21 protein-coding genes and 1 pseudogene are annotated in these 17494 nt (G+C 69.9%); 9 read left to right on the top strand and 13 right to left on the bottom strand.

Annotation, left to right across the window (positions count from 1 at the left end):
* Positions 1–194 precede the first annotated feature (194 nt).
* Positions 195–488 carry a hypothetical protein gene (locus H8B08_RS09730; protein WP_187449992.1) on the top strand — a complete coding sequence of 98 codons (294 nt, stop codon included), beginning with the start codon at positions 195–197 and terminating at the stop codon, positions 486–488.
* Here the strand turns inward: H8B08_RS09730 and H8B08_RS09725 are convergent.
* Together H8B08_RS09725 and H8B08_RS09720 are read right to left on the bottom strand one after the other, a co-directional pair.
* Positions 460–810 carry a hypothetical protein gene (locus tag H8B08_RS09725; RefSeq protein ID WP_187449991.1) on the bottom strand — a complete coding sequence of 117 codons (351 nt, stop codon included), beginning with the start codon at positions 808–810 and terminating at the stop codon, positions 460–462. The genes H8B08_RS09730 and H8B08_RS09725 overlap by 29 nt on opposite strands.
* Positions 807–1523 (bottom strand): RlmE family RNA methyltransferase, encoded by a 717-nt coding sequence (locus H8B08_RS09720; protein ID WP_187449990.1) that lies wholly within the window; start codon positions 1521–1523, stop codon positions 807–809. The genes H8B08_RS09725 and H8B08_RS09720 overlap by 4 nt, the downstream gene beginning before the upstream one ends.
* 109 nt (positions 1524–1632) lie before the next feature.
* Here H8B08_RS09720 and H8B08_RS09715 point away from each other — a divergent pair, with 109 nt between their 5' ends.
* The 3 genes from H8B08_RS09715 (at position 1633) to H8B08_RS09705 (ending at position 3193) form a co-directional block, all read left to right on the top strand.
* Positions 1633–2103 carry a peptidylprolyl isomerase gene (locus tag H8B08_RS09715; protein WP_187449989.1) on the top strand — a complete coding sequence of 157 codons (471 nt, stop codon included), beginning with the start codon at positions 1633–1635 and terminating at the stop codon, positions 2101–2103.
* Complete coding sequence (locus H8B08_RS09710; RefSeq protein ID WP_187449988.1) at positions 2103–2546, top strand: hypothetical protein; 444 nt, start codon at positions 2103–2105, stop codon at positions 2544–2546. Before H8B08_RS09715 ends, H8B08_RS09710 begins: the two co-directional genes overlap by 1 nt.
* Positions 2547–2620: 74 nt before the next feature.
* Complete coding sequence (locus tag H8B08_RS09705) at positions 2621–3193, top strand: phosphohydrolase (RefSeq protein WP_187449987.1); 573 nt, start codon at positions 2621–2623, stop codon at positions 3191–3193.
* Between the two features lies 1 nt (position 3194).
* Here H8B08_RS09705 and H8B08_RS19555 read toward each other — a convergent pair.
* Positions 3195–3332, bottom strand: a pseudogene (locus tag H8B08_RS19555) (hypothetical protein); the annotation flags it as partial.
* On the opposite strand from H8B08_RS19555, the gene H8B08_RS09700 reads away from it, so the two are divergent.
* Positions 3332–4531 (top strand): GNAT family N-acetyltransferase, encoded by a 1200-nt coding sequence (locus H8B08_RS09700; protein ID WP_187449986.1) that lies wholly within the window; start codon positions 3332–3334, stop codon positions 4529–4531. The pseudogene H8B08_RS19555 and the gene H8B08_RS09700 overlap by 1 nt on opposite strands.
* A gap of 93 nt (positions 4532–4624) precedes the next feature.
* Here the strand turns inward: H8B08_RS09700 and H8B08_RS09695 are convergent, their stop codons facing one another.
* Entirely contained in the window at positions 4625–5203 is a 579-nt protein-coding gene (locus tag H8B08_RS09695; RefSeq protein ID WP_187449985.1) for a DUF4287 domain-containing protein, read from the bottom strand.
* A gap of 60 nt (positions 5204–5263) precedes the next feature.
* On the opposite strand from H8B08_RS09695, the gene H8B08_RS09690 reads away from it, so the two are divergent.
* Positions 5264–5698 (top strand): HIT family protein, encoded by a 435-nt coding sequence (locus H8B08_RS09690; RefSeq protein WP_187449984.1) that lies wholly within the window; start codon positions 5264–5266, stop codon positions 5696–5698.
* A 78-nt stretch (positions 5699–5776) separates the two neighbouring features.
* On the opposite strand, the gene H8B08_RS09685 is transcribed toward H8B08_RS09690, so the two are convergent.
* The 4 genes from H8B08_RS09685 to H8B08_RS09670 all read right to left on the bottom strand — a co-directional run bounded on the left by H8B08_RS09685 (position 5777) and on the right by H8B08_RS09670 (position 9429).
* Positions 5777–6088: an energy transducer TonB gene (locus tag H8B08_RS09685; RefSeq protein WP_187449983.1), complete on the bottom strand. Its 312-nt coding sequence runs from the start codon at positions 6086–6088 to the stop codon at positions 5777–5779.
* A gap of 81 nt (positions 6089–6169) precedes the next feature.
* On the bottom strand, positions 6170–8473 hold the full coding sequence (clpA, locus tag H8B08_RS09680) for an ATP-dependent Clp protease ATP-binding subunit ClpA (RefSeq protein ID WP_187449982.1): 2304 nt from the start codon (positions 8471–8473) through the stop codon (positions 6170–6172).
* A gap of 6 nt (positions 8474–8479) precedes the next feature.
* The gene (gene clpS / locus H8B08_RS09675; RefSeq protein WP_187449981.1) at positions 8480–8809 is read right to left on the bottom strand and encodes an ATP-dependent Clp protease adapter ClpS; all 330 of its coding nucleotides are present in this window, start codon (positions 8807–8809) and stop codon (positions 8480–8482) included.
* 182 nt (positions 8810–8991) lie between these two features.
* A complete protein-coding gene (locus tag H8B08_RS09670) occupies positions 8992–9429 on the bottom strand; it encodes a phasin family protein (RefSeq protein WP_187449980.1) in 438 nt (145 codons plus the stop codon).
* Positions 9430–9697: 268 nt separating this feature from the next.
* On the opposite strand from H8B08_RS09670, the gene H8B08_RS09665 reads away from it, so the two are divergent.
* Entirely contained in the window at positions 9698–11095 is a 1398-nt protein-coding gene (locus H8B08_RS09665; RefSeq protein WP_187449979.1) for a D-alanyl-D-alanine carboxypeptidase, read from the top strand.
* A gap of 349 nt (positions 11096–11444) precedes the next feature.
* On the opposite strand, the gene H8B08_RS09660 is transcribed toward H8B08_RS09665, so the two are convergent.
* Positions 11445–11876, bottom strand: coding sequence for a molecular chaperone DnaJ (locus tag H8B08_RS09660; protein ID WP_187449978.1), 432 nt, complete (start codon positions 11874–11876; stop codon positions 11445–11447).
* 70 nt (positions 11877–11946) lie between these two features.
* Positions 11947–12771 carry a division plane positioning ATPase MipZ gene (locus H8B08_RS09655; protein ID WP_187449977.1) on the bottom strand — a complete coding sequence of 275 codons (825 nt, stop codon included), beginning with the start codon at positions 12769–12771 and terminating at the stop codon, positions 11947–11949.
* Between the two features lie 152 nt (positions 12772–12923).
* Between H8B08_RS09655 and H8B08_RS09650 the strand changes: the two genes are divergently transcribed.
* Entirely contained in the window at positions 12924–13343 is a 420-nt protein-coding gene (locus tag H8B08_RS09650; RefSeq protein WP_255500754.1) for a response regulator, read from the top strand.
* Positions 13344–13350: 7 nt separating this feature from the next.
* Here H8B08_RS09650 and H8B08_RS09645 read toward each other — a convergent pair whose 3' ends face one another.
* Entirely contained in the window at positions 13351–13923 is a 573-nt protein-coding gene (locus H8B08_RS09645) for an SPOR domain-containing protein (RefSeq protein WP_187449975.1), read from the bottom strand.
* 75 nt (positions 13924–13998) lie between these two features.
* Between H8B08_RS09645 and panC the strand changes: the two genes are divergently transcribed.
* On the top strand, positions 13999–14859 hold the full coding sequence (panC, locus tag H8B08_RS09640) for a pantoate--beta-alanine ligase (protein ID WP_187449974.1): 861 nt from the start codon (positions 13999–14001) through the stop codon (positions 14857–14859).
* Positions 14860–15008: 149 nt separating this feature from the next.
* On the opposite strand, the gene H8B08_RS09635 is transcribed toward panC, so the two are convergent.
* Positions 15009–15419 (bottom strand): DUF1489 family protein, encoded by a 411-nt coding sequence (locus tag H8B08_RS09635; RefSeq protein ID WP_187449973.1) that lies wholly within the window; start codon positions 15417–15419, stop codon positions 15009–15011.
* A 41-nt stretch (positions 15420–15460) separates the two neighbouring features.
* Complete coding sequence (locus H8B08_RS09630; RefSeq protein WP_187449972.1) at positions 15461–17461, bottom strand: acetyl/propionyl/methylcrotonyl-CoA carboxylase subunit alpha; 2001 nt, start codon at positions 17459–17461, stop codon at positions 15461–15463.
* Positions 17462–17494 lie beyond the last annotated feature (33 nt).

The raw sequence follows: 17494 nt of genomic DNA, 5'->3' as shown, positions 1-17494 counted from the left end.
GGGATTTCGCCAGAACGGCGCGCCCGTCCGGGACGTTCCGGACGCCCTTCCCTTTCCGTCCGCGACGAAATCTTAGCCCTGTCGGCGCAGTCTGAGGATCGACGCCAGTTCGCCCGGCGCCCTCGTTTCGGAGGGGTCACATGGCTGCGGCTCGCACACGAACGCCTTCCCCGAAGGTCGCTCCGGGGAAGGCTGTGCGGCGCGGTCCGCCGGCGGTTCGCGCCAACCGGGCGCTGGAACAGCACCGCGCCGACGTAGCCGTGCTGGCCGAGATCGCCGACACCTACGTGAAGATCGCCTGCAAGCTGATCGGCGCCGCCGTCGTGGCCTGGGCGGCCAGCCGGCTTTTTACCGGCCGCGTCGCGGAGCTCGACCCGTGGTGGGTGGCCGGCGGCGGCGGCGCGGGGGCGCTGCTGTGGTTGTTCGGACGGCTGACGGACCGCAGCCCGCCGCCGGGCCTCAGGCCACGTGAACGGCGTCGGAGCTGAAGCTCTCGAAGCTGAGCGCGTCGGAGCCGTAGCGGTCCTCGCGTTTCAGCGACACGCCGACCTCGCCGCCGTCCTCGAAGCGCACGAACACGCGCTCGGCCTGCACCTCGGCGCCGGCGACCTCCCGGCCGATGCGGGCGCACAGCGCGTCGCGGAAGCCCGGGTCGTCGGCCGTGATGGTCCCGTCCTCGTCCCGGACGTCGGTCAGGGCGTAGGCCGAGATCACGTGACCGTCGAAGTCGAGCTGCAGGTAGTCCTTCAGGAAGGTCACGGCGCTCAGGCGTTCGCCGGCCAGCACCTGCAGGGCGTCGTTGAGGCTCATCGGGGGGCTCCCTTGAATCCGGTCGCCACCAGATAGACTTCCGAGGAGTCCTGCCGGCTGGCCTTGGGTTTGACGAACTTCACCTCGGTGAAGGCCGCTTTCAGGCGGCCCAGCACGTCGCCGGCCGAGCCGCCCTGGAAGTTCTTGGTCACGAAGGCGCCGCCGGGCTTAAGCGTGTCGATCGCGAAGTCGGCGGCGATCTCGATCAGGGCGACGATGCGCAGGTGGTCCGTGGCTTTATGGCCGACCGTGTTGTGGGCCATGTCCGACAGCACCAGGTCCGGCGCGCCGCCCAGCATGTCCAGCAGCCGCTCGCCCATGCCGGGCTCGGTGAAATCGCCCTCGACCAGGTCGGCGCCCGGGATCGGATCGACCGGCAGCAGGTCGACGCCCACCACCTTCTCCGCCCCGCGCTTCAGCGCCACCTGCACCCAGCCGCCCGGCGCGCAGCCCAGGTCGATGACCTTGGAGCCGCGCTTGATCAGCCGGAATCGGTCGTCGATCTCGGCCAGCTTGAAGGCCGCGCGCGAGCGCCAGCCCTCGGCCTTGGCCTTCAGGACGTAGGGGTCGTTGATCTGACGCTCCAGCCACTTCTGCTGGGAGGTCGTCCGCCCGAACGCGGTCTTCAGCCGCTTTTCGGTCCCGCCTCGCCCGGCCGGATCGCCGCCCGTGGGCGGGCGGACCATGCGGCGGCGCTCTTCACCTTCACTCATGGGCGCCCTCTTAGCACGTCGGGCGGGCGCGAATACGGCGTTTGCAGCCTTCCCCCGCCGCGCGAGTTGGGGCAGACAGCGCGAACACTGAAATCAGGAGTGCCCGCCGATGGCCGCCGATCCCGAAAACACCCTGCTCGTGAAGCTCGACACCGGCGACGTGACCATCCGTCTGCGCCCGGACCTGGCGCCGAACCACGTCGCACGCATCAAGGAACTGGCCCGTGAGGGCTTCTATGACGGCGTCGTGTTCCACCGGGTCATCCCGGGCTTCATGGCCCAGGGCGGCGACCCGACCGGCACGGGCTACAACGGCTCCAGCAAGCCGAACCTGAAGGCCGAGTTCTCCGACGCGCCGCACGTGCGTGGCGTCTGCTCGATGGCCCGCGCCGCCAGCCCGGACAGCGCCAACAGCCAGTTCTTCATCGTATTCGACGACGCCCGCTTCCTGGACAACCAGTACACCGTCTGGGGCGAAGTGACCGAGGGCATGGAAGCCGTGGACGCCCTGCCGAAGGGCGAGCCGCCGCGCGCGCCCGGCAAGATCGTCAGCATGAAAGTCGCGGCCGACGCCGCCTGATGCGGCCGGGGGCGACCGCCCTCGCCGTTCTCGTCGCCCCGTTGATCGCCCTGCCTCTGGCGGTGGTGGTCGGCGGGGCGGCCGACACCTTCGCGTCCGGAGACCGGCCCGACCTGATCGGCCTGTTGCTGCTGGGCGCCGACGCTGTGACCCGGGGCTATCTCCCGGCGATCCTCGTCACCGCGCTTCTGCTGGTCCCGCTGAGCCGCGCGCTCCACGCCGCCGGCGTGGTCGGCGCCTTCAGCTACGGCCTGGGCGGCGCCCTGACCGCCGTTCCGCTTCTGCTGATCCTGCCCTTCGTGGAGCGCCTGCTCGATGAAAGCCTGCTCGGCGGGTACGTCGCGCCCGTGTTCTGGGCGACGGCGCTCGGCGTCGGGTGCGTCGCCAGCTGGCTGAGCTTCTGGGTCGTGGCGCGCCCGGATCTCGCCAGCGATCACGCCTGAACTATTGTTAACTCGGCCGTATTTAACTTCAGCGCTAGCGTCCGTGCCGTATCGCCAGCAGTTCGGCGGCAGGAATGACACGCGCACCTCACTCCGGCCTGGTCCTGGCCTACGCCGAGCCGCATCGGCGCTATCACACCCTCGCCCACGTGCAGGACTGCCTGGACGAGCTCGCCGCCGTCCCGGACCTGTCGGCGGCCGAGCGCCTGACCCTGGAGCGGGCGATCTGGTGGCACGACGCGATCTATGACCCGACCCGCTCCGACAACGAGGACCGCAGCGCCGACCGGGCCGAGCGCGACCTGGCCGGCCAGGGCGTCAGCGCTGAGGAGCGCGCCGAGGTGGTGCGGCTGATCCATCTCACCAAAGGCCATGCGGTGGAGCCCGGCGACCGGCTGGGCGCGCTGCTGGTCTCGATCGACCTTTCGATCCTGGGCCGGCCGGCGGCGGCGTACGACGCCTACGCCCGCGCGATCCGGCAGGAATACAGCTACGTGCCCGAAGACCTCTACCGGATGGGCCGCGCCGCGGTGCTGAAGCACTTCCTGAACGGCCCGGCGATCTACGCCGATCCGGGCTTCCGCGAGCGCTACGAGACGCAGGCGCGGGCTAACCTGGCGCGCGAGGTGGCGGCGCTGACGGCGTGAACCGCCCTCGTCCTTCGACAAGCTCAGGATGAGGGCTCCTGCGCGGTCAGTAGAAATCCTCATCCTGAGCCCGTCGAAGGACGAGGATTTCGGCCTCGCATTGGCTTTCCGGCTCTGCAGTCCCTAGATCGGAGCGCAATGAGCGCCCCCGCCTCCGCCCCAACCAACGTGCGCGTGCACGGCCGCATCGCCGAGATCGGCCGCGAGGCCTGGGACGCCTGCGCCGCGCCCTCCGGCAATCCGTTCGTCAGCTTCGATTTCCTCGACGCCTGCGAACAGGCCGGCTGCGCCGTCGAGGCGGCCGGCTGGGGACCGCGGCACCTGGCGGTGGAGGGCGAGGCCGGCAGCGTTGTCGGCGTCATGCCGCTCTACCTGAAGGGTCACAGCCAGGGCGAATACGTGTTCGACCACGCCTGGGCACAGGCCTACGAGGACGCCGGCGGGCGCTACTATCCCAAGCTGCTGTCGGCCGTGCCGTTCACGCCGGTGACCGGCCCGCGCCTGCTGGCCCGGCCGGACGCCGACGCCGAAGCCGTGCGGGAGGCCCTGCTGGGCGGCGCGCTGCAGTTTTGCCGCCAGAGCCGCGCCTCGTCCCTGCACGTGACCTTCCCGACCGAGGCCGATTGGAAGCGGCTGGGCGGCCACGGCCTGCTGCTGCGCCAGGACGTGCAGTACTGGTGGGACAACCCGGGCTACGCCTCGTTCGAGGACTTCCTGGCCGCCCTCTCGTCGGGCCGGCGCAAGACCATCCGGCGCGAGCGGCGCGAGGCCCTGGCCGGGCTCGAGATCCAGATCCTGACCGGCGCCGATCTGACCGAGGCGCACTGGGACGCCTTCTTCGCCTTTTATGAGGACACCGGCTCGCGCAAGTGGGGCCAGCCCTATCTGAATCGGCGGTTCTTCTCGCTGATCGGCGAGCGCATGGCTGACCAGGTCGTGCTGTTCCTGGCCCGGCGCGGCAGCGAGCCGATCGCCGGCGCGCTGAACTTCGTGGGCGGCGACACGCTCTACGGCCGCTACTGGGGCGCGACCGAGCCGGTGCCGTTCCTGCACTTCGAGCTCAGCTATTACCAGGCGATCGAGTACGCGATCGCGCGAGGGCTGAAACGGGTCGAGGCCGGCGCCCAGGGCGAGCACAAGCTGGCCCGCGGCTATCTGCCCAGGCCGGTCTATTCCGCCCACTACATCGCCGACCCGGCGCTGCGCGCGCCCGTGGCCCGCTACCTCGAGCGCGAACGCCCGGCGGTGGCGGCGGAAATGGCGGCGCTGGAAGAGGAGTGTTCGCCCTATCGTTCTCCTTCTCCCGGTCGGGAGAAGGAAGGGGCCCGCCCGCGATAGCGGGTGGGAAGGTTGAGGGACAAACGGCGGGCCGCGTAACCCCTCACCCTCCCACGCTGCGCGTGGGCCCCTCCCTCTCCCTCTGGGAGAGGGTCACGAGTTCTCGTACGCCCGCTTTAGCCAGGCCGCGAGCTCCGCATCGACGTCCGTCGGCCGGTCAAGCCGCACCGTCGCCTTCAGGCGGTCGGACCAGGACACGCTCTTGCCGCGCGGGGCCAGGCGCTCGCCCTCGGGCGGCACGGCCAGGCCCAGCGACGCCGCGCCGCCCTTCAGCGGCTTCACGGCCGCGAACTGCACCTTGCGCGACCAGGCGGTGTAGCCCTTGCGCTGGCCCTCGGTGACGTCGTCGTGGGCGGCGGCCGCCTGCGCCACCGCCTCGAAGATCGCGCGCGCGGCCGGGTCGGCCCACAGGGCGGCGCGCAGGGCGTCCGGGTCGTCCCAGCCCATCTCGTTCGGGAAGGCGGCGTCCAGCACGGTGGAAGCGCGGTTCTGGCCCAGGCCGTGGTGCGTCTTCAGCCACTCAAGGCGCGCCCGGTGCGCGGTCTCCGGACAGCCGCGGGCGATCTCGGCCCACTCTTCCAGGGTCTTGCCGGTTTCGCGCTCCAGACCCTCGCGCACCGAGGCGAACCACTTGGCCTGGCGCTCGGTGATGTTGGCGTCCCGCTTGGCCAAGGGCCCCTCCCCGTTCTAGCGTTCGCAGAACGCAAGCCTCCGACTCCCGGGAACGTCAAGATGAGCCTGAACGGCGCCTACGACCGCGACAACGTCTTCGCCAAGATCCTGCGCGGCGAGATGCCGGCGACCAAGGTCTATGAGGACGACCAGGTGCTGGCCATCATGGACGTCTTCCCGCAGTCGCGCGGCCACACCCTGGTGCTGCCCAAGGTCGAGGCGCGCAACCTTCTCGACATCGAGCCTGACGCCCTGCAGGGCCTGATCACCCGCGTGCAGAAGGTCGCGCGCGCGGTCGAAAAGGCGCTGGATCCGGACGGCGTGACGGTCATGCAGTTCAACGGCGCGGCCGGCGGCCAGACCGTCTTCCACCTGCACTTCCACATCGTGCCCCGCTGGGACGGCAAGGCCATGGGCCGCCACGCCGAGGGCATGGCCGATCAGGCCGAACTGGCCGAACTGGCGAAGCAGATTTCGGCGGCGATGAGGGGGTAAGGCTCAAGGCGTCGTCGTGTCAGACGGCGGCCCGTCCGGCTTCCAGGTCAGAGGGATGCGGCCGTCCGGATTCCGAGGCTACTCCGTCGCGGTCGTGCCGGGCTTGAAGCGGAACGGGATCCGAACCCGCTTCACCTCGCCCAGCTCCGGCGGAGGCGGCCTCATGCGGATTTCAGCCGTCGCCTTCAGGCAGCCCTCTGCGAAGCCGCTCCCCGCAGGCGCTTCGTAGAGCGTCAGGCAATTCGCGAGGGTGCCGTCCGCGTTCAGGTCGCATTCGATCAGGGCGTAGGCTTCGCCGGGCTGCAGGACGGGTACGCTCGCCGGATCAGACGATGGAGCCGCAGACTCGGCTGCGAGCGCGGCCGCGAACGCAAACGCTGCACTGATCATTTGACGCCCCCCGACGCCCAGCAAAAAGGCCGTCCGGATCGCTCCGGACGGCCCATGCTTAGCTCAGGTTGCGAGCCGGCGTCACTCCACCGGTTCGGCCGCGTCGTCGGTCTTGGCGTGCCCGTCCTTGGCCGCCTCGATGTCGAAGGCCAGCTTGCCGTCGACCAGGGTGATCTTGACGTGGCCGCCGCGGACCAGCCGGCCGAACAGGATCTCGTCGGCCAGGGGCTTCTTGACGTGCTCCTGGATGACGCGGGCCAGCGGCCGGGCGCCGTAGAGCTCGTCGAAGCCGTTCTTGGCCAGCCAGTCGGCCGCGTCCTCGGCCAGCTCGACCGTGACGTTGCGGTCGGCCAGCTGGGCCTCCAGCTGCATGACGAACTTGTGCACGACCTGGCGGATGATCTCCGGGCTCAGCGGCTTGAACGCGACGACCGCGTCCAGGCGGTTGCGGAACTCCGGCGTGAACAGCCGCTGGATCGCCTTCTCGTCCTCGCCCTCGACCTTGGAGCGGCCGAAGCCGATCGAGTTACGGGCGTTGTCGGCGGCGCCGGCGTTGGTGGTCATGATCAGGACGACGTTGCGGAAGTCGACCTTCTTGCCCACCGCGTCGGTCAGGGCGCCGTGGTCCATCACCTGCAGCAGGATGTTGTAGACGTCCTGGTGCGCCTTCTCGATCTCGTCGAGCAGCACCACGGCGTGCGGGTGCTGGTCGACCGCGTCGGTCAGCAGGCCGCCCTGGTCGTGGCCGACATAGCCCGGAGGCGCGCCGATCAGGCGGCTGACGGTGTGGCGCTCCATGTACTCCGACATGTCGAAGCGCAGGAGCTCGATGCCCAGCGTCGAGGCCAGCTGCTTGGCCACCTCGGTCTTGCCCACCCCGGTCGGGCCGGAGAACAGGTAGGAGCCGATCGGCTTCTGCGGGTCGCGCAGGCCGGCGCGGGCCAGCTTCATCGCCGCCGACAGCTGGGTGATGGCGTCGTCCTGGCCGAACACGGTGCGGCGCAGGTCGCTTTCGAGCTGGCGCAGCGCCTCGGTGTCGGACTTGGAGACCGACTTGGGCGGGATGCGGGCGATCTTGGCGACGACGGCCTCGACCTCCTTCTGGCCGATCACCTTCTTGCGCTTGGACTCGGCCACCAGCATCTGGCTGGCCCCGGCCTCGTCGATCACGTCGATCGCCTTGTCCGGCAGCTTGCGGTCGGTGATGTACTTGGCCGACAGCTCCACCGCCGCCTTGATGGCGGAGTCGGTGTAGCGGAGCTTGTGGAAGGTCTCGTAGTAGGTCTTCAGGCCCTTGAGGATCTTGATGGTGTCCTCGACCGTCGGCTCGTTCACGTCGATCTTCTGGAACCGGCGCACCAGGGCCCGGTCCTTCTCGAAGTGCTGGCGGAACTCCTTGTAGGTCGTGGAGCCCATGCAGCGCAGCGTGCCCGAGGCCAGGGCCGGCTTCAGCAGGTTGGAGGCGTCCATCGCCCCGCCGCTGGTCGCGCCGGCGCCGATCACGGTGTGGATCTCGTCGATGAACAGCACCGCATTCGGGTGGTTCTCGAGTTCCTTGACCACCTGCTTCACGCGCTCTTCGAAATCGCCGCGGTAGCGGGTGCCGGCCAGCAGCGCGCCCATGTCGAGCGAGTAGATGGTCGCCCCGGCCAGAACGTCGGGCACTTCGCCGTTGACGATCTTGCGGGCCAGGCCCTCGGCGATGGCGGTCTTGCCCACGCCCGGGTCGCCGACCAGGAGGGGATTGTTCTTGGTGCGGCGGCACAGGATCTGGATCGCCCGCTCGACCTCGGCCGCGCGGCCGATCAGCGGGTCGACCTTGCCCTGGCGGGCCTTCTCGTTGAGGTCGACGCAGTAGGCCTCCAGGGCCTCGCCGCCGGACTTGGCGACGCGCTCCTCGGGCTCCTCGTTGGCGCCCTTGACCGCGCGCGGCTCCGAGGCGCCCGGCTTCTTGGCGATGCCGTGGGCGATGAAGTTCACCGCGTCGTAGCGGGTCATTTCCTGCTCCTGCAGGAAGTACGCCGCGTGGCTTTCGCGCTCGGAGAACACCGCGACCAGCACGTTGGCGCCGGTCACCTCGTCGCGGCCCGAGGACTGCACGTGGATGACGGCGCGCTGGATCACGCGCTGGAAGCCGGCGGTCGGCTTGGCGTCGTCGCCGTCCTCGACGATCAGGCTGTTCAGCTCGCTGTCGATGTAGTCGGTCAGGCTCTTGCGCAGCAGCGTCAGGTCGACGTTGCAGGCCCGCATCACCCCGGACGCCTCCGGGTCGTCCGCCAGCGCCAGGAGCAGGTGCTCCAGGGTGGCGTACTCATGCTTGCGCTCGTTGGCGTAGCCGACTGCGCGATGAAGGGTCTCTTCGAGGTGACGGGAGAAAGAAGGCACCGGTGCTCAGTCCTTTTCCATAGTGCACTGGAGCGGGTGTTGATGGCGGCGCGCGGTCTCGACGACCTGCGCCACCTTCGTTTCGGCCACTTCGTAGGTATAAACGCCACAGACGCCGACACCATGCTGATGCACATGCAGCATGATACGAGTCGCGTCCTCTCGCGATTTGTTGAAGAACCGCTCGAGGACGTAAACCACGAATTCCATCGGGGTGTAGTCGTCGTTCAGGATCAGCACGCGGTAAAGCGAAGGCTTCTGCGTCTTCGGCTTGACCTGCGTGACGACCGCCGACCCGGCGCCGTTGCTTTGATCACCTTGCTTCCGCTCGGTCATCAGGTTCCCCGACTGTGTGGGCCGAAGCCCGGACTCTAGAATTAGATATGGCAACGCGGGCGCATTGGAAGGTCCCCCCGGCAACCTTAACGTCGCACGCGCGGCCTTCGATCCGGTAAACGCGGAAAGGCCCGGGACGTCGCCGTCCCGGGCCCCTTGCTGCGTTCGGGTTTCGGCGCCGCTTAGCGGACCGACTGGAACCGCTCGACGGTCGCGGTCATGCGCTCGTTCAGCGGCTTCAGGCTGTCGTTGACCGACGACGAGACGATCTCGGTCATCCGGGTCATTTCCGACAGGTAGGATTCGATGGCGGATTTCGCCCACTTGGTCTGCAGCTCGACCACTTCCTGGACGCTCTTGGCCGACGACAGGGCCTGGGCGGCGGACACGTTGTCCTCCCAGCTCTTCTTCGAATAGGCCAGCGCCTGGGCGCCCAGAGTCTCAGCCCCGCGGGTCGCGGCGGTGACGCTCTCGACCACGGCTTCCAGGTTGCGCTTGCCGGCCGAGTTGATCTCGTTCAGCGCGCCCAGCGACTTCTCGACGTTCTCGCGGAAGGCCTGCTGGCCGGCGGCGGTGGCGCGCTCGACGTTGGCCTTGATGGCTTCGGAACCGTTCTGCATCTCAGTCTCTCCTGCGATGTCCACGGGGCGATGGGAGGCCCCGCGCGCGCACCGTCGGGGTCCGCGCCACGTGACCCTCGATATATTGCACCTGCGAACTAAGTCAAGGTCACGTTGTGCGCTGCACAATCGACAAGGCTTACCCTGCGACAATCACGTTTGTGGCAAAGCTCGTTTACCGGCGAGAAACCGTAACGGGATCATGCTAAACAGATGTTTCGACGGCGCGGAAAGCCGTCGCGTGCCTTCCAGAACGACGGACGATCGTATGCTCCTCACCGCCCGCCGTATCGCCGTGGCGCTCAGCCTGGTTTTCGGCGCCGTCACGGCCTCGCTGCCTCTCGCCCTCGCCGCCCCCGCCGTCGCCGCTCCGGCTGACGACGTTCGCTATGCGGCCATCGTCGTCGACGCCAATTCCGGCGAAGTCCTGTACGCGCGCCGCGCCGACGAACAGCGCTACCCGGCGTCGATCACCAAGATCATGACGCTCTATCTGGTCTTCGAGCAGCTGAGCCAAGGCAAGCTGAAGCTGACCGACACCATCACCATTTCGCCGCGCGCGGCCGCCCAGCCCCCGTCCAAGCTGGGCCTGGCCCCCGGTCAGAAGATCACCGTCGACGAGGCCATCCAGGCCCTGTGCATCAAGTCGGCCAACGACGTGGCCCTGGCGGTCGCCGAGAAGATCGGCGGCTCGGAAGCCCGCTTCGCCGCCCTGATGACCCTGCGCGCCCAGGAGCTGGGCATGACGCAGAGCCGCTTCGTCAACCCGCACGGCCTGCCCGACAGCCGCCAGCTGACCAGCGCCCGCGACATCGCCATCCTCTCGCGCGCCATGATGCGCGATTTCCCGCAGTACTATTCGTACTTCGGCCAGAAGAGCATGACCTTCCGCGGTCAGACCATGCGCAACCACAACGGCCTGCTGCACCGCATGCCGGGCGTGGACGGCATCAAGACCGGTTTCACCAACGCTTCTGGCTACAACCTGGCGGCCTCGGCCGTGCGTGACGGGCGTCGCCTGATCACCGTGGTGATGGGCGGCTCCTCGACCCGCTCGCGCGACGACAACGTGGCCGACCTGCTGAACACCGGCTTCGAGGTCATGCGCCGCCGCCAGGCCGGCGAGGTGATCAACGTCGCCCAGAACCTGTTCGAGCACCCGACGAGCCCGAACGGCCCTGTGGCCTACGCTTCGCTCGGCCCGAGCGCGCAGCCGCGCGACATCGGCGACGTGCTGAGCGCCGCCCAGGCGTCCGACTCCGGCGTCGCCGTCGCGGCCACCTCCCGCATGCGGCCGATCGCCAACCCGGAAGAGTCCGACCCGATGGCGATGGTCTCGGGCATGGACGCCAAGGCCAAGGCCAAGGTCGTTCCCGCCAAGACTACCCCGGCCAAGACTGCGCCCGCCGCCAAGAAAAAGAAGAAGGACCCGGACGCGATCTGGTCCGTCCAGGTCGGCGCCTACAAGCAGAAGTCGCTGGCCAACAACCAGCTGAAGCAGCTGAGCAAGAAGTTCGCCCAGCACTTCGCCGAGGCCGAGGGCGGCGTCGACGCCGGCGGCGGCTGGTATCGGGCCCGCTTCGAGGGCCTGACCAAGAGCGGCGCGCAGCAGGCCTGCAAGGCGCTGAAGGCCAAGAAGATTCCCTGCCTGGTGATGGCTCCCTGAGCGGGGGTCGCGCCGATCAGACCGATTGAGAGCCCTCCGCCCCACGGCGGAGGGTTTTTCCTTTGGGCCCTTGCGAGCGTTGTCTACGCTGCGCCGATGCTCACCGTCTCGATCAGCGGCGATGAATGGGATCCCCGGGCGGTGGAGGCGGCCACCTGGGCCCTGCACGAGGTCGGGGCGAAGCCCCACGGCGGCTCCTGGGGCGTCGGCGGCTCGCAGGAGATCGTCTCGCAGGAGTGGCGCTGCGGGGGAGCTTCTCTGACCCTTGGGGCCGAGACCTATGTCGGCCTCACGCTTAGCGGGCCGGCGGCGTTGGTTATGCGGGTGGCGCGACTGGCGGCAGACAGGCTCAGCGCCGCTCCAGTAGGCGATCCCGCGCGGCGTTGAGCTGGCTGGCGAGGCCGCTGGTGCCGCCGGCGTCGGGGTGCACGGCGCGCATCAGGCGGATGTAGGCGGCCTGGATCTGCTCGGGGCCGGCTTCGGCGTCGACGCCCAGGACCGCCCTCGCCTCCGCCAGGCTCATGCGCCGCTGCGGATCGGCGGGCCGTTCGGCGCGGCGCGCGCGAGGCCGGCGGGCCGAGGCCGCCACGCTGACGCCCACGGCCAGCAGGGCCAGCCCCACGATGTAGGCGCCGCGGATCACCGCGGCCGTGCCGGCCACCAGCACCGCCAGGCCCAGCAGGGCCGCGGGCGTGCGCCAGTCGGCGCGGGCGGAGGCGCTGCGCCGTCCCAGCCAGACCAGGAAGGCGAACACCGCCACGATGAGCAGCAGATAGGTCATCGGTCGGCCGTCAGCCCGCGGGTGAGCAGGGCTCCTTCATAGGCGCGGCCGCCGGCCGGGGAAATCCCGCTCAGGCGGCTTCGTCGCGGACCAGTTCGCCCAGGTTCAGCGCCTTCATCAGCGAGCGCAGCTCCTGGCGGGCGGCCACGTGGGCCAGCGACACGGCCACGGGACGGATCTGCGAGGACAGGTCGGCCACGGTCAGGCCGAAGGGGAACAGCTCGCGATAGATCACCCGGTCGCGCAGGCCCGGGCCGATGCGGAAGCCGACCTTCTTGGACAGGGCGGCCATGCGCTCCTCGACCCGGCGGCGGTTCTTGGCCTCGGTCGGGGCCAGGCGGTTCCGCAGCACCACCCAGTCGGCCATTTTGCGCTCGCGCTGGGCCTTCAGCTTGCGCGCTTCCCAGACGCTCTCCGAATAGATCGACGGCTTCACCAGCTCGAAGCTGACCGGGTCGACCTGGCCCAGCAGGTCGAAGTCCACGAAGCTGTCGTTCATCGGGGTGACGATCAGGTCGGCCGCGGCGTGGGCCGCGCGCGACAGCGGGGTGTCGGCGCCGGGGGTGTCGATCACCACGTGGTCGGCCTGGGCGCGGGCCTCGGCCAGGATTTCCTCGAAGCGGGCCACGGCGGCCTCCGCCGTCGCGCTGGCGAAGGCGGCGGTGTCCTCGCCCAGCTTGAACTCCAGCGGCATGGGCGCCTCCGCGTTGGAGGCGGCCAGCCAGGTGCGGCGGTTGGCCAGGAATCGGCCCAGCGACTGCTGGCGCAGATCCAGGTCGATGATGGCGACGCTCGCCCCGCCCCAGCCCAGACCGGTGGCGAGGTGCATGGCGATGGTGGACTTGCCCGCCCCGCCCTTTTCGTTGCCGATGACGATCACACGTGACTGAGACACGACGAAGCTCCCCCGCCCGACTCAGATTCGGGCCAGGCGCGCAGGGTCACTTGCCCCGCCCGAGGGGTCAACGCGGCGTTCCGGACGTCGTTCGACGAGGGGGGGCTCGTGTCCGCCGGGCAACCGGCCGAGGCACGCCGCGTTGTTCCGTCATGGCCCACCCCCGTCCCCGATGCCTGTTGGTGGTCGAAGACGAGGCCCTCTTGCGTATGCTGCTCGAGACCGTCCTCGAGGACACCGACTACACCTTCCGGCTGGTGAGTTCGCCGGGCTCGGCTATGGCGGCGCTGGAGGCCGAGGGGAGCCGGTTCGACGCCCTGGTGACCAACGTCAACCTCGGCGAGGGGCCGGACGGTTTCGACATCGCGCGGCGCGCCCGCGAAGTGAAGCCGGACATTCACGTCATCTACATGAGCGGCGACGCCGCCCACCGGGTCGAGAGCGAGAAGGTGCCGGACGGCGTGTTTCTGCCCAAGCCGTTCGACCCGAACGATCTGCTGGAGGCGTTGCACCGCCGGCTGGCCCCGCCGACGGGGCTTGGCGCCTCCGTCGAGCAACCGCGACCGGCCTAGCTTTTCGTCAGGCGCGCGCGCACCAGGCGTCGGCGACGCCGGCCGCGGCGCACAGGGCCTTGGCGGCTTCCGGCGTGGTGATCGGGCCGGCCTTCAGGCGCACCCAGGCGCCCTTCGAGCCCAGATCGACCTTCTCGAACTGCGGGGTCAGGCCGGCCAGCTCGCGGTGGCGGTCCACCAGGTCCGACCAGGCCGTACGCGCGTCGGCCTCGCTGCGGAAGGCGGCGATCTGGACGGCGCGGCCGGCGGTCGCCTGGGTCGCCTGGGCGAGCTTCTCGCCGATCACGTCGCGGACGACCGGAGCCATGGCCGGGGCGGCCGGGCCTTCGTTCGCCACGGCGGCGATCAGCCGGCGCTCCGCCTCGGTCGTGGCGGCCTCGACCGGGTCGATCACGTCGACCTTCACCGGCTCGGGCGCGCCGTGGCGCTGACGCGAGGCCTCGATGTCGGTGACCGGGATGCTCTTCACTTCGGCGGCCCAGCGCTGGAACATCTGCCCGTCGTTCTGGACGCTGCAGCCCGTGAGCACGAGGGCGGCGAGGACGAGGGCGGCTGGACGGAACGCGCGCGACAGGTTCATAAGGCCGACCCTACGCGCCGCCGCTTAAATCGTGGTTGAGCGACGTGCTTAAGAGGCCTGGTTAACGGCTTAACCATGACGAACGAATTTCCCCTCCCCGTGGCCCGTACCGTGGCCGATCTCCGCGCGACCGTGCGCGGCTGGCGCAAGGCTGGCGAGAGCGTCGGCTTCGTGCCGACCATGGGCGCCCTGCACGAGGGCCACCTGTCGCTGATCCGCGAGGCCAAGGCCCGCGCCGACCGGGTGGTCGCCAGTGTGTTCGTGAACCCCAAGCAGTTCGCCGCGCACGAGGACCTGGGCACCTATCCCCGCCAGGAGGGCCGCGACGCCGAGCTGCTGGCCGCCGAGGGCTGCGACCTGCTGTTCCTGCCGTCGGTCGAGGAGATGTACCCGGAGGGCGCGGTCACGTCCGTCAGTGTCGGCGGCCCGGCCGAGGGCCTGGAGAGCGACTTCCGCCCGCACTTCTTCGGCGGCGTGGCGACCGTGGTGGCCAAGCTGCTCAACCAGGTCCAGGCCGACGTGGCCGTGTTCGGCGACAAGGACTACCAGCAGTTGCTGGTGGTCCGGCAGATGGCCCGCGATCTCGACATCCCGACCGAGATCGTCGGCGCGCCCACCGCCCGCGACGACGAGGGCCTGGCCCTCTCCTCCCGCAACGCCTACCTCTCGCCCGAGCAGCGCGACCGCGCCGTGTCCCTGAACCTGGCCCTGGCCGAGGCCGCCCGCCGCGCCGCCAAGGGCGAGCCGATCGCCCGGGTCGAGGCCGACGCCGCCGCCGCCATCCTCGAGGCCGGCTTCGACAAGATCGACTACGTCTCGATCCGCCGCGCGGACGACCTGAAGCCGTTCGAAGGCGGCGTCCTGCGCGGACCCGGCCGGGTGCTGGCGGCCGCTTGGATGGGCAAGACGCGGCTGATCGACAACCTGGCTGTTTGACGAGGTCCGCCCCCATTGGGGCGCCCTAAACCCGTCTGTCCCGGCGAAAGTCGGGACCCAGGTTCATCCGAAAGCGTGAGTGGGTTTCACTCCGACTTTCGTCGGGCATGCGGGGAAAAGTGAGCCTGGAAGCCTGCTCCAGGCCGGCCTCACCACGCCCCCAGCGCGCGCAGCTCGCGGGCCAGTTCCAGCGGCATCTCGCCGGCGTCTCCGGTCGAGAGGTCGGGCGGGATGTCCTTGGTCTCGAAATAGCGCCAGCCCTGGAAAGCCCGCCGGGGCTGCGGGGCGGTCGGGATCACGTCGTCGTGCAGCGTGATCTCGCAGCGGCTCTGGCCGCCTTCCTCGAAGGTGTCGACCTTGAGGATCTGCTGGCGGCACAGGATCACGCCCTTGATCACCCAATAGAGCGAGCCGCCCTCGATCAGTTCGTCAGCGCGCTTGGGCGTCTGGCGGGTGTGCACGATCGGCACCCGGCCGCGCCCGCGCTCTGCCCGGCCCCACGCGGTCAGCTCCTCGACGCGCTCGACGCCGACGCAGAGTTTGACGAGGTGCAGGGGCATGGACGCGATCCGCTACTGGTGACGGTGTGCAGATAGCGGCTTCAGCCCGCCTTCTCCACCCGCGCCAGGGTCGCGCCCTCGACCACCTGGTCGCCGAGCTGGACCGGCAACTCGGCCACCACGCCGTCGAACGGGGCGGTGAGCGCGTGTTCCATCTTCATGGCTTCCAGCACCACCAGCGCGCGGCCCTTCTCGACCGTGTCGCCGGCCTTGGCCTGCACGGCGACGATCTTGCCGGGCATGGGCGCCAGCAACGCGCCGGTGGCCTCGGCCTCGCCGTGGGCGTGGCCGGCCAGTTCGCTCTCGCGCACGTCCAGGGCCAGGCCGTCGTCGAACAGGGCCACGCCGTCGTCGGTGCGGACGAAGTTGAGCGACAGCTCCTCGCCGATGGTCACCTGCTCGTGCATGACCGCGGCCACGTCCATGCGGCCCTCGTGCTCGATCATCCAGCGCCATTCGCCGGGCGCGAGCGGACGGGCGGAGCCGACCACGGTCTGGCCGTCGACCTCGACCTCGTGGCGCACGCGCTCGGGCCCGTTCAGGCGGAAGCCGTAGAGACCGTCGGGGGTGGCCTGCCAGGGGCTGTTGCGGTCGCCCTCGGCCGGCAAGCCCAGGTCGGCGGCGGCGTCGGCCGCGGCCAGGGCCAGGGCGGCCACGAAGGCCTCCGGCGAGCCGCCGGTCGGAACCAGCTCGTCCAGGCGCGCGGGAATGAACCCCGTGTCCACGTCCCCCGCCACGAAGTCGTCGTGGTCCAGGCAGCGGGCCAGGAAGGCGGCGTTGGTGCGCACCGGCCAGACCTCGACCTCGCGGCAGCCTGCGCCCAGCAGGGCGGCGGCGGTCTCGCGGTCGTCGGCGTGGACGATCAGCTTGGCGATCATCGGGTCGTAGTGCTGGCTGACCTCGCCGCCCTCCTCCACGCCGGTGTCGACGCGGATGAAGTCCTCCGGCAGGCGGAAGTGGTCCAGCCGGCCGATCGACGGCAGGAAGCCCTTGGCCGGATCCTCGGCGTAGAGGCGGGCCTCCATGGCCCAGCCGTTCAGCTCGATCTCGTCCTGCTCCAGCGGCAGAGGCTCGCCCGCGGCGACGCGCAGCTGCCATTCGACCAGGTCCTGGCCGGTGACCATCTCGGTGACCGGGTGCTCGACCTGCAGGCGGGTGTTCATCTCCATGAACCACACGCGGTCGGGCTTCAGGCCTTCGGAAGCGTCGGCGATGAACTCGACCGTGCCGGCCCCGACATAGTTCACGGCCTTGGCGGCGCGGACGGCGGCGGAGGTGACGGCGGCGCGGGTGGCCTCGTCCATGCCCGGCGCGGGGGCCTCCTCGATCACCTTCTGGTGGCGGCGCTGCAGCGAGCAGTCGCGCTCATAGAGGTGCACGACATTGCCGTGGCCGTCGCCGAACACCTGCACCTCGATGTGGCGCGGGCGGGTGACGTATTTCTCGATCAGCACGCGGTCGTCGCCAAAAGCGGCCTTGGCCTCGCGCTTGGCCGAGGCCAGGGCGGCGGCGAACTCGCCGGCCTGCTCGACCTTCTTCATGCCCTTGCCGCCGCCGCCGGCGACCGCCTTGATCAGCACCGGATAGCCGACCTTTCCGGCCTCCTCGGCCAGGCGCGCTTCCGACTGGTCCTCGCCCAGATAGCCCGGGGTCACCGGCACGCCGGCCTCGGCCATCAGCTTCTTGGCGGCGTCCTTCAGGCCCATGGCGCGGATCGCGCCCGGCGGCGGGCCGATCCAGACCAGGCCGGCGGCCATGACGGCTTCCGCGAACTCGGCGTTCTCGGACAGGAAGCCGTAGCCCGGGTGGATGGCCTGGGCGCCGGTCGCCTTGGCGGCGGCCAGCACCTTGGCGGCGTCGAGATAGCTCTCGCGCGCCGGCGCGGGGCCGATCAGCACCGCTTCGTCGGCCATCTGGACGTGCGGCGCGTCGGCGTCGGCCTCCGAATAGACGGCGATGGTGCGCAGCCCCATCTGGGCGGCGGTGCGGAACACGCGGCAGGCGATCTCGCCGCGATTGGCGACCAGGACGGATTCGAACATGGCGGTCCTTTAGCGCACCCGAGCGGTCGGCGG

Origin of the sequence: Caulobacter sp. 17J80-11 (assembly GCF_014349105.1) — a bacterium.
Classification (GTDB): Bacteria; Pseudomonadota; Alphaproteobacteria; order Caulobacterales; family Caulobacteraceae; genus 17J80-11.
Note: the sequence above shows the minus strand (reverse complement) of the source record. Positions and strands in the feature narration are given on the sequence as shown.

What these genes read in the sequence shown, in the direction of transcription:
- H8B08_RS09665 (WP_187449979.1), top strand. Translation starts at nt 9,698, where the DNA reads ATGCTCCTCACCGCCCGCCGTATCGCCGTGGCGCTCAGCCTGGTTTTC.
- clpS (WP_187449981.1), bottom strand. Translation starts at nt 8,809, where the DNA reads ATGACCGAGCGGAAGCAAGGTGATCAAAGCAACGGCGCCGGGTCGGCG.
- H8B08_RS09700 (WP_187449986.1), top strand. Translation starts at nt 3,332, where the DNA reads ATGAGCGCCCCCGCCTCCGCCCCAACCAACGTGCGCGTGCACGGCCGC.
- H8B08_RS09720 (WP_187449990.1), bottom strand. Translation starts at nt 1,523, where the DNA reads ATGAGTGAAGGTGAAGAGCGCCGCCGCATGGTCCGCCCGCCCACGGGC.
- H8B08_RS09690 (WP_187449984.1), top strand. Translation starts at nt 5,264, where the DNA reads ATGAGCCTGAACGGCGCCTACGACCGCGACAACGTCTTCGCCAAGATC.
- H8B08_RS09670 (WP_187449980.1), bottom strand. Translation starts at nt 9,429, where the DNA reads ATGCAGAACGGTTCCGAAGCCATCAAGGCCAACGTCGAGCGCGCCACC.
- H8B08_RS09705 (WP_187449987.1), top strand. Translation starts at nt 2,621, where the DNA reads ATGACACGCGCACCTCACTCCGGCCTGGTCCTGGCCTACGCCGAGCCG.
- H8B08_RS09630 (WP_187449972.1), bottom strand. Translation starts at nt 17,461, where the DNA reads ATGTTCGAATCCGTCCTGGTCGCCAATCGCGGCGAGATCGCCTGCCGC.
- H8B08_RS09710 (WP_187449988.1), top strand. Translation starts at nt 2,103, where the DNA reads ATGCGGCCGGGGGCGACCGCCCTCGCCGTTCTCGTCGCCCCGTTGATC.
- H8B08_RS09650 (WP_255500754.1), top strand. Translation starts at nt 12,924, where the DNA reads ATGGCCCACCCCCGTCCCCGATGCCTGTTGGTGGTCGAAGACGAGGCC.
- H8B08_RS09685 (WP_187449983.1), bottom strand. Translation starts at nt 6,088, where the DNA reads ATGATCAGTGCAGCGTTTGCGTTCGCGGCCGCGCTCGCAGCCGAGTCT.
- H8B08_RS09635 (WP_187449973.1), bottom strand. Translation starts at nt 15,419, where the DNA reads ATGCCCCTGCACCTCGTCAAACTCTGCGTCGGCGTCGAGCGCGTCGAG.
- H8B08_RS09645 (WP_187449975.1), bottom strand. Translation starts at nt 13,923, where the DNA reads ATGAACCTGTCGCGCGCGTTCCGTCCAGCCGCCCTCGTCCTCGCCGCC.
- H8B08_RS09725 (WP_187449991.1), bottom strand. Translation starts at nt 810, where the DNA reads ATGAGCCTCAACGACGCCCTGCAGGTGCTGGCCGGCGAACGCCTGAGC.
- H8B08_RS09715 (WP_187449989.1), top strand. Translation starts at nt 1,633, where the DNA reads ATGGCCGCCGATCCCGAAAACACCCTGCTCGTGAAGCTCGACACCGGC.
- H8B08_RS09660 (WP_187449978.1), bottom strand. Translation starts at nt 11,876, where the DNA reads ATGACCTATCTGCTGCTCATCGTGGCGGTGTTCGCCTTCCTGGTCTGG.
- panC (WP_187449974.1), top strand. Translation starts at nt 13,999, where the DNA reads ATGACGAACGAATTTCCCCTCCCCGTGGCCCGTACCGTGGCCGATCTC.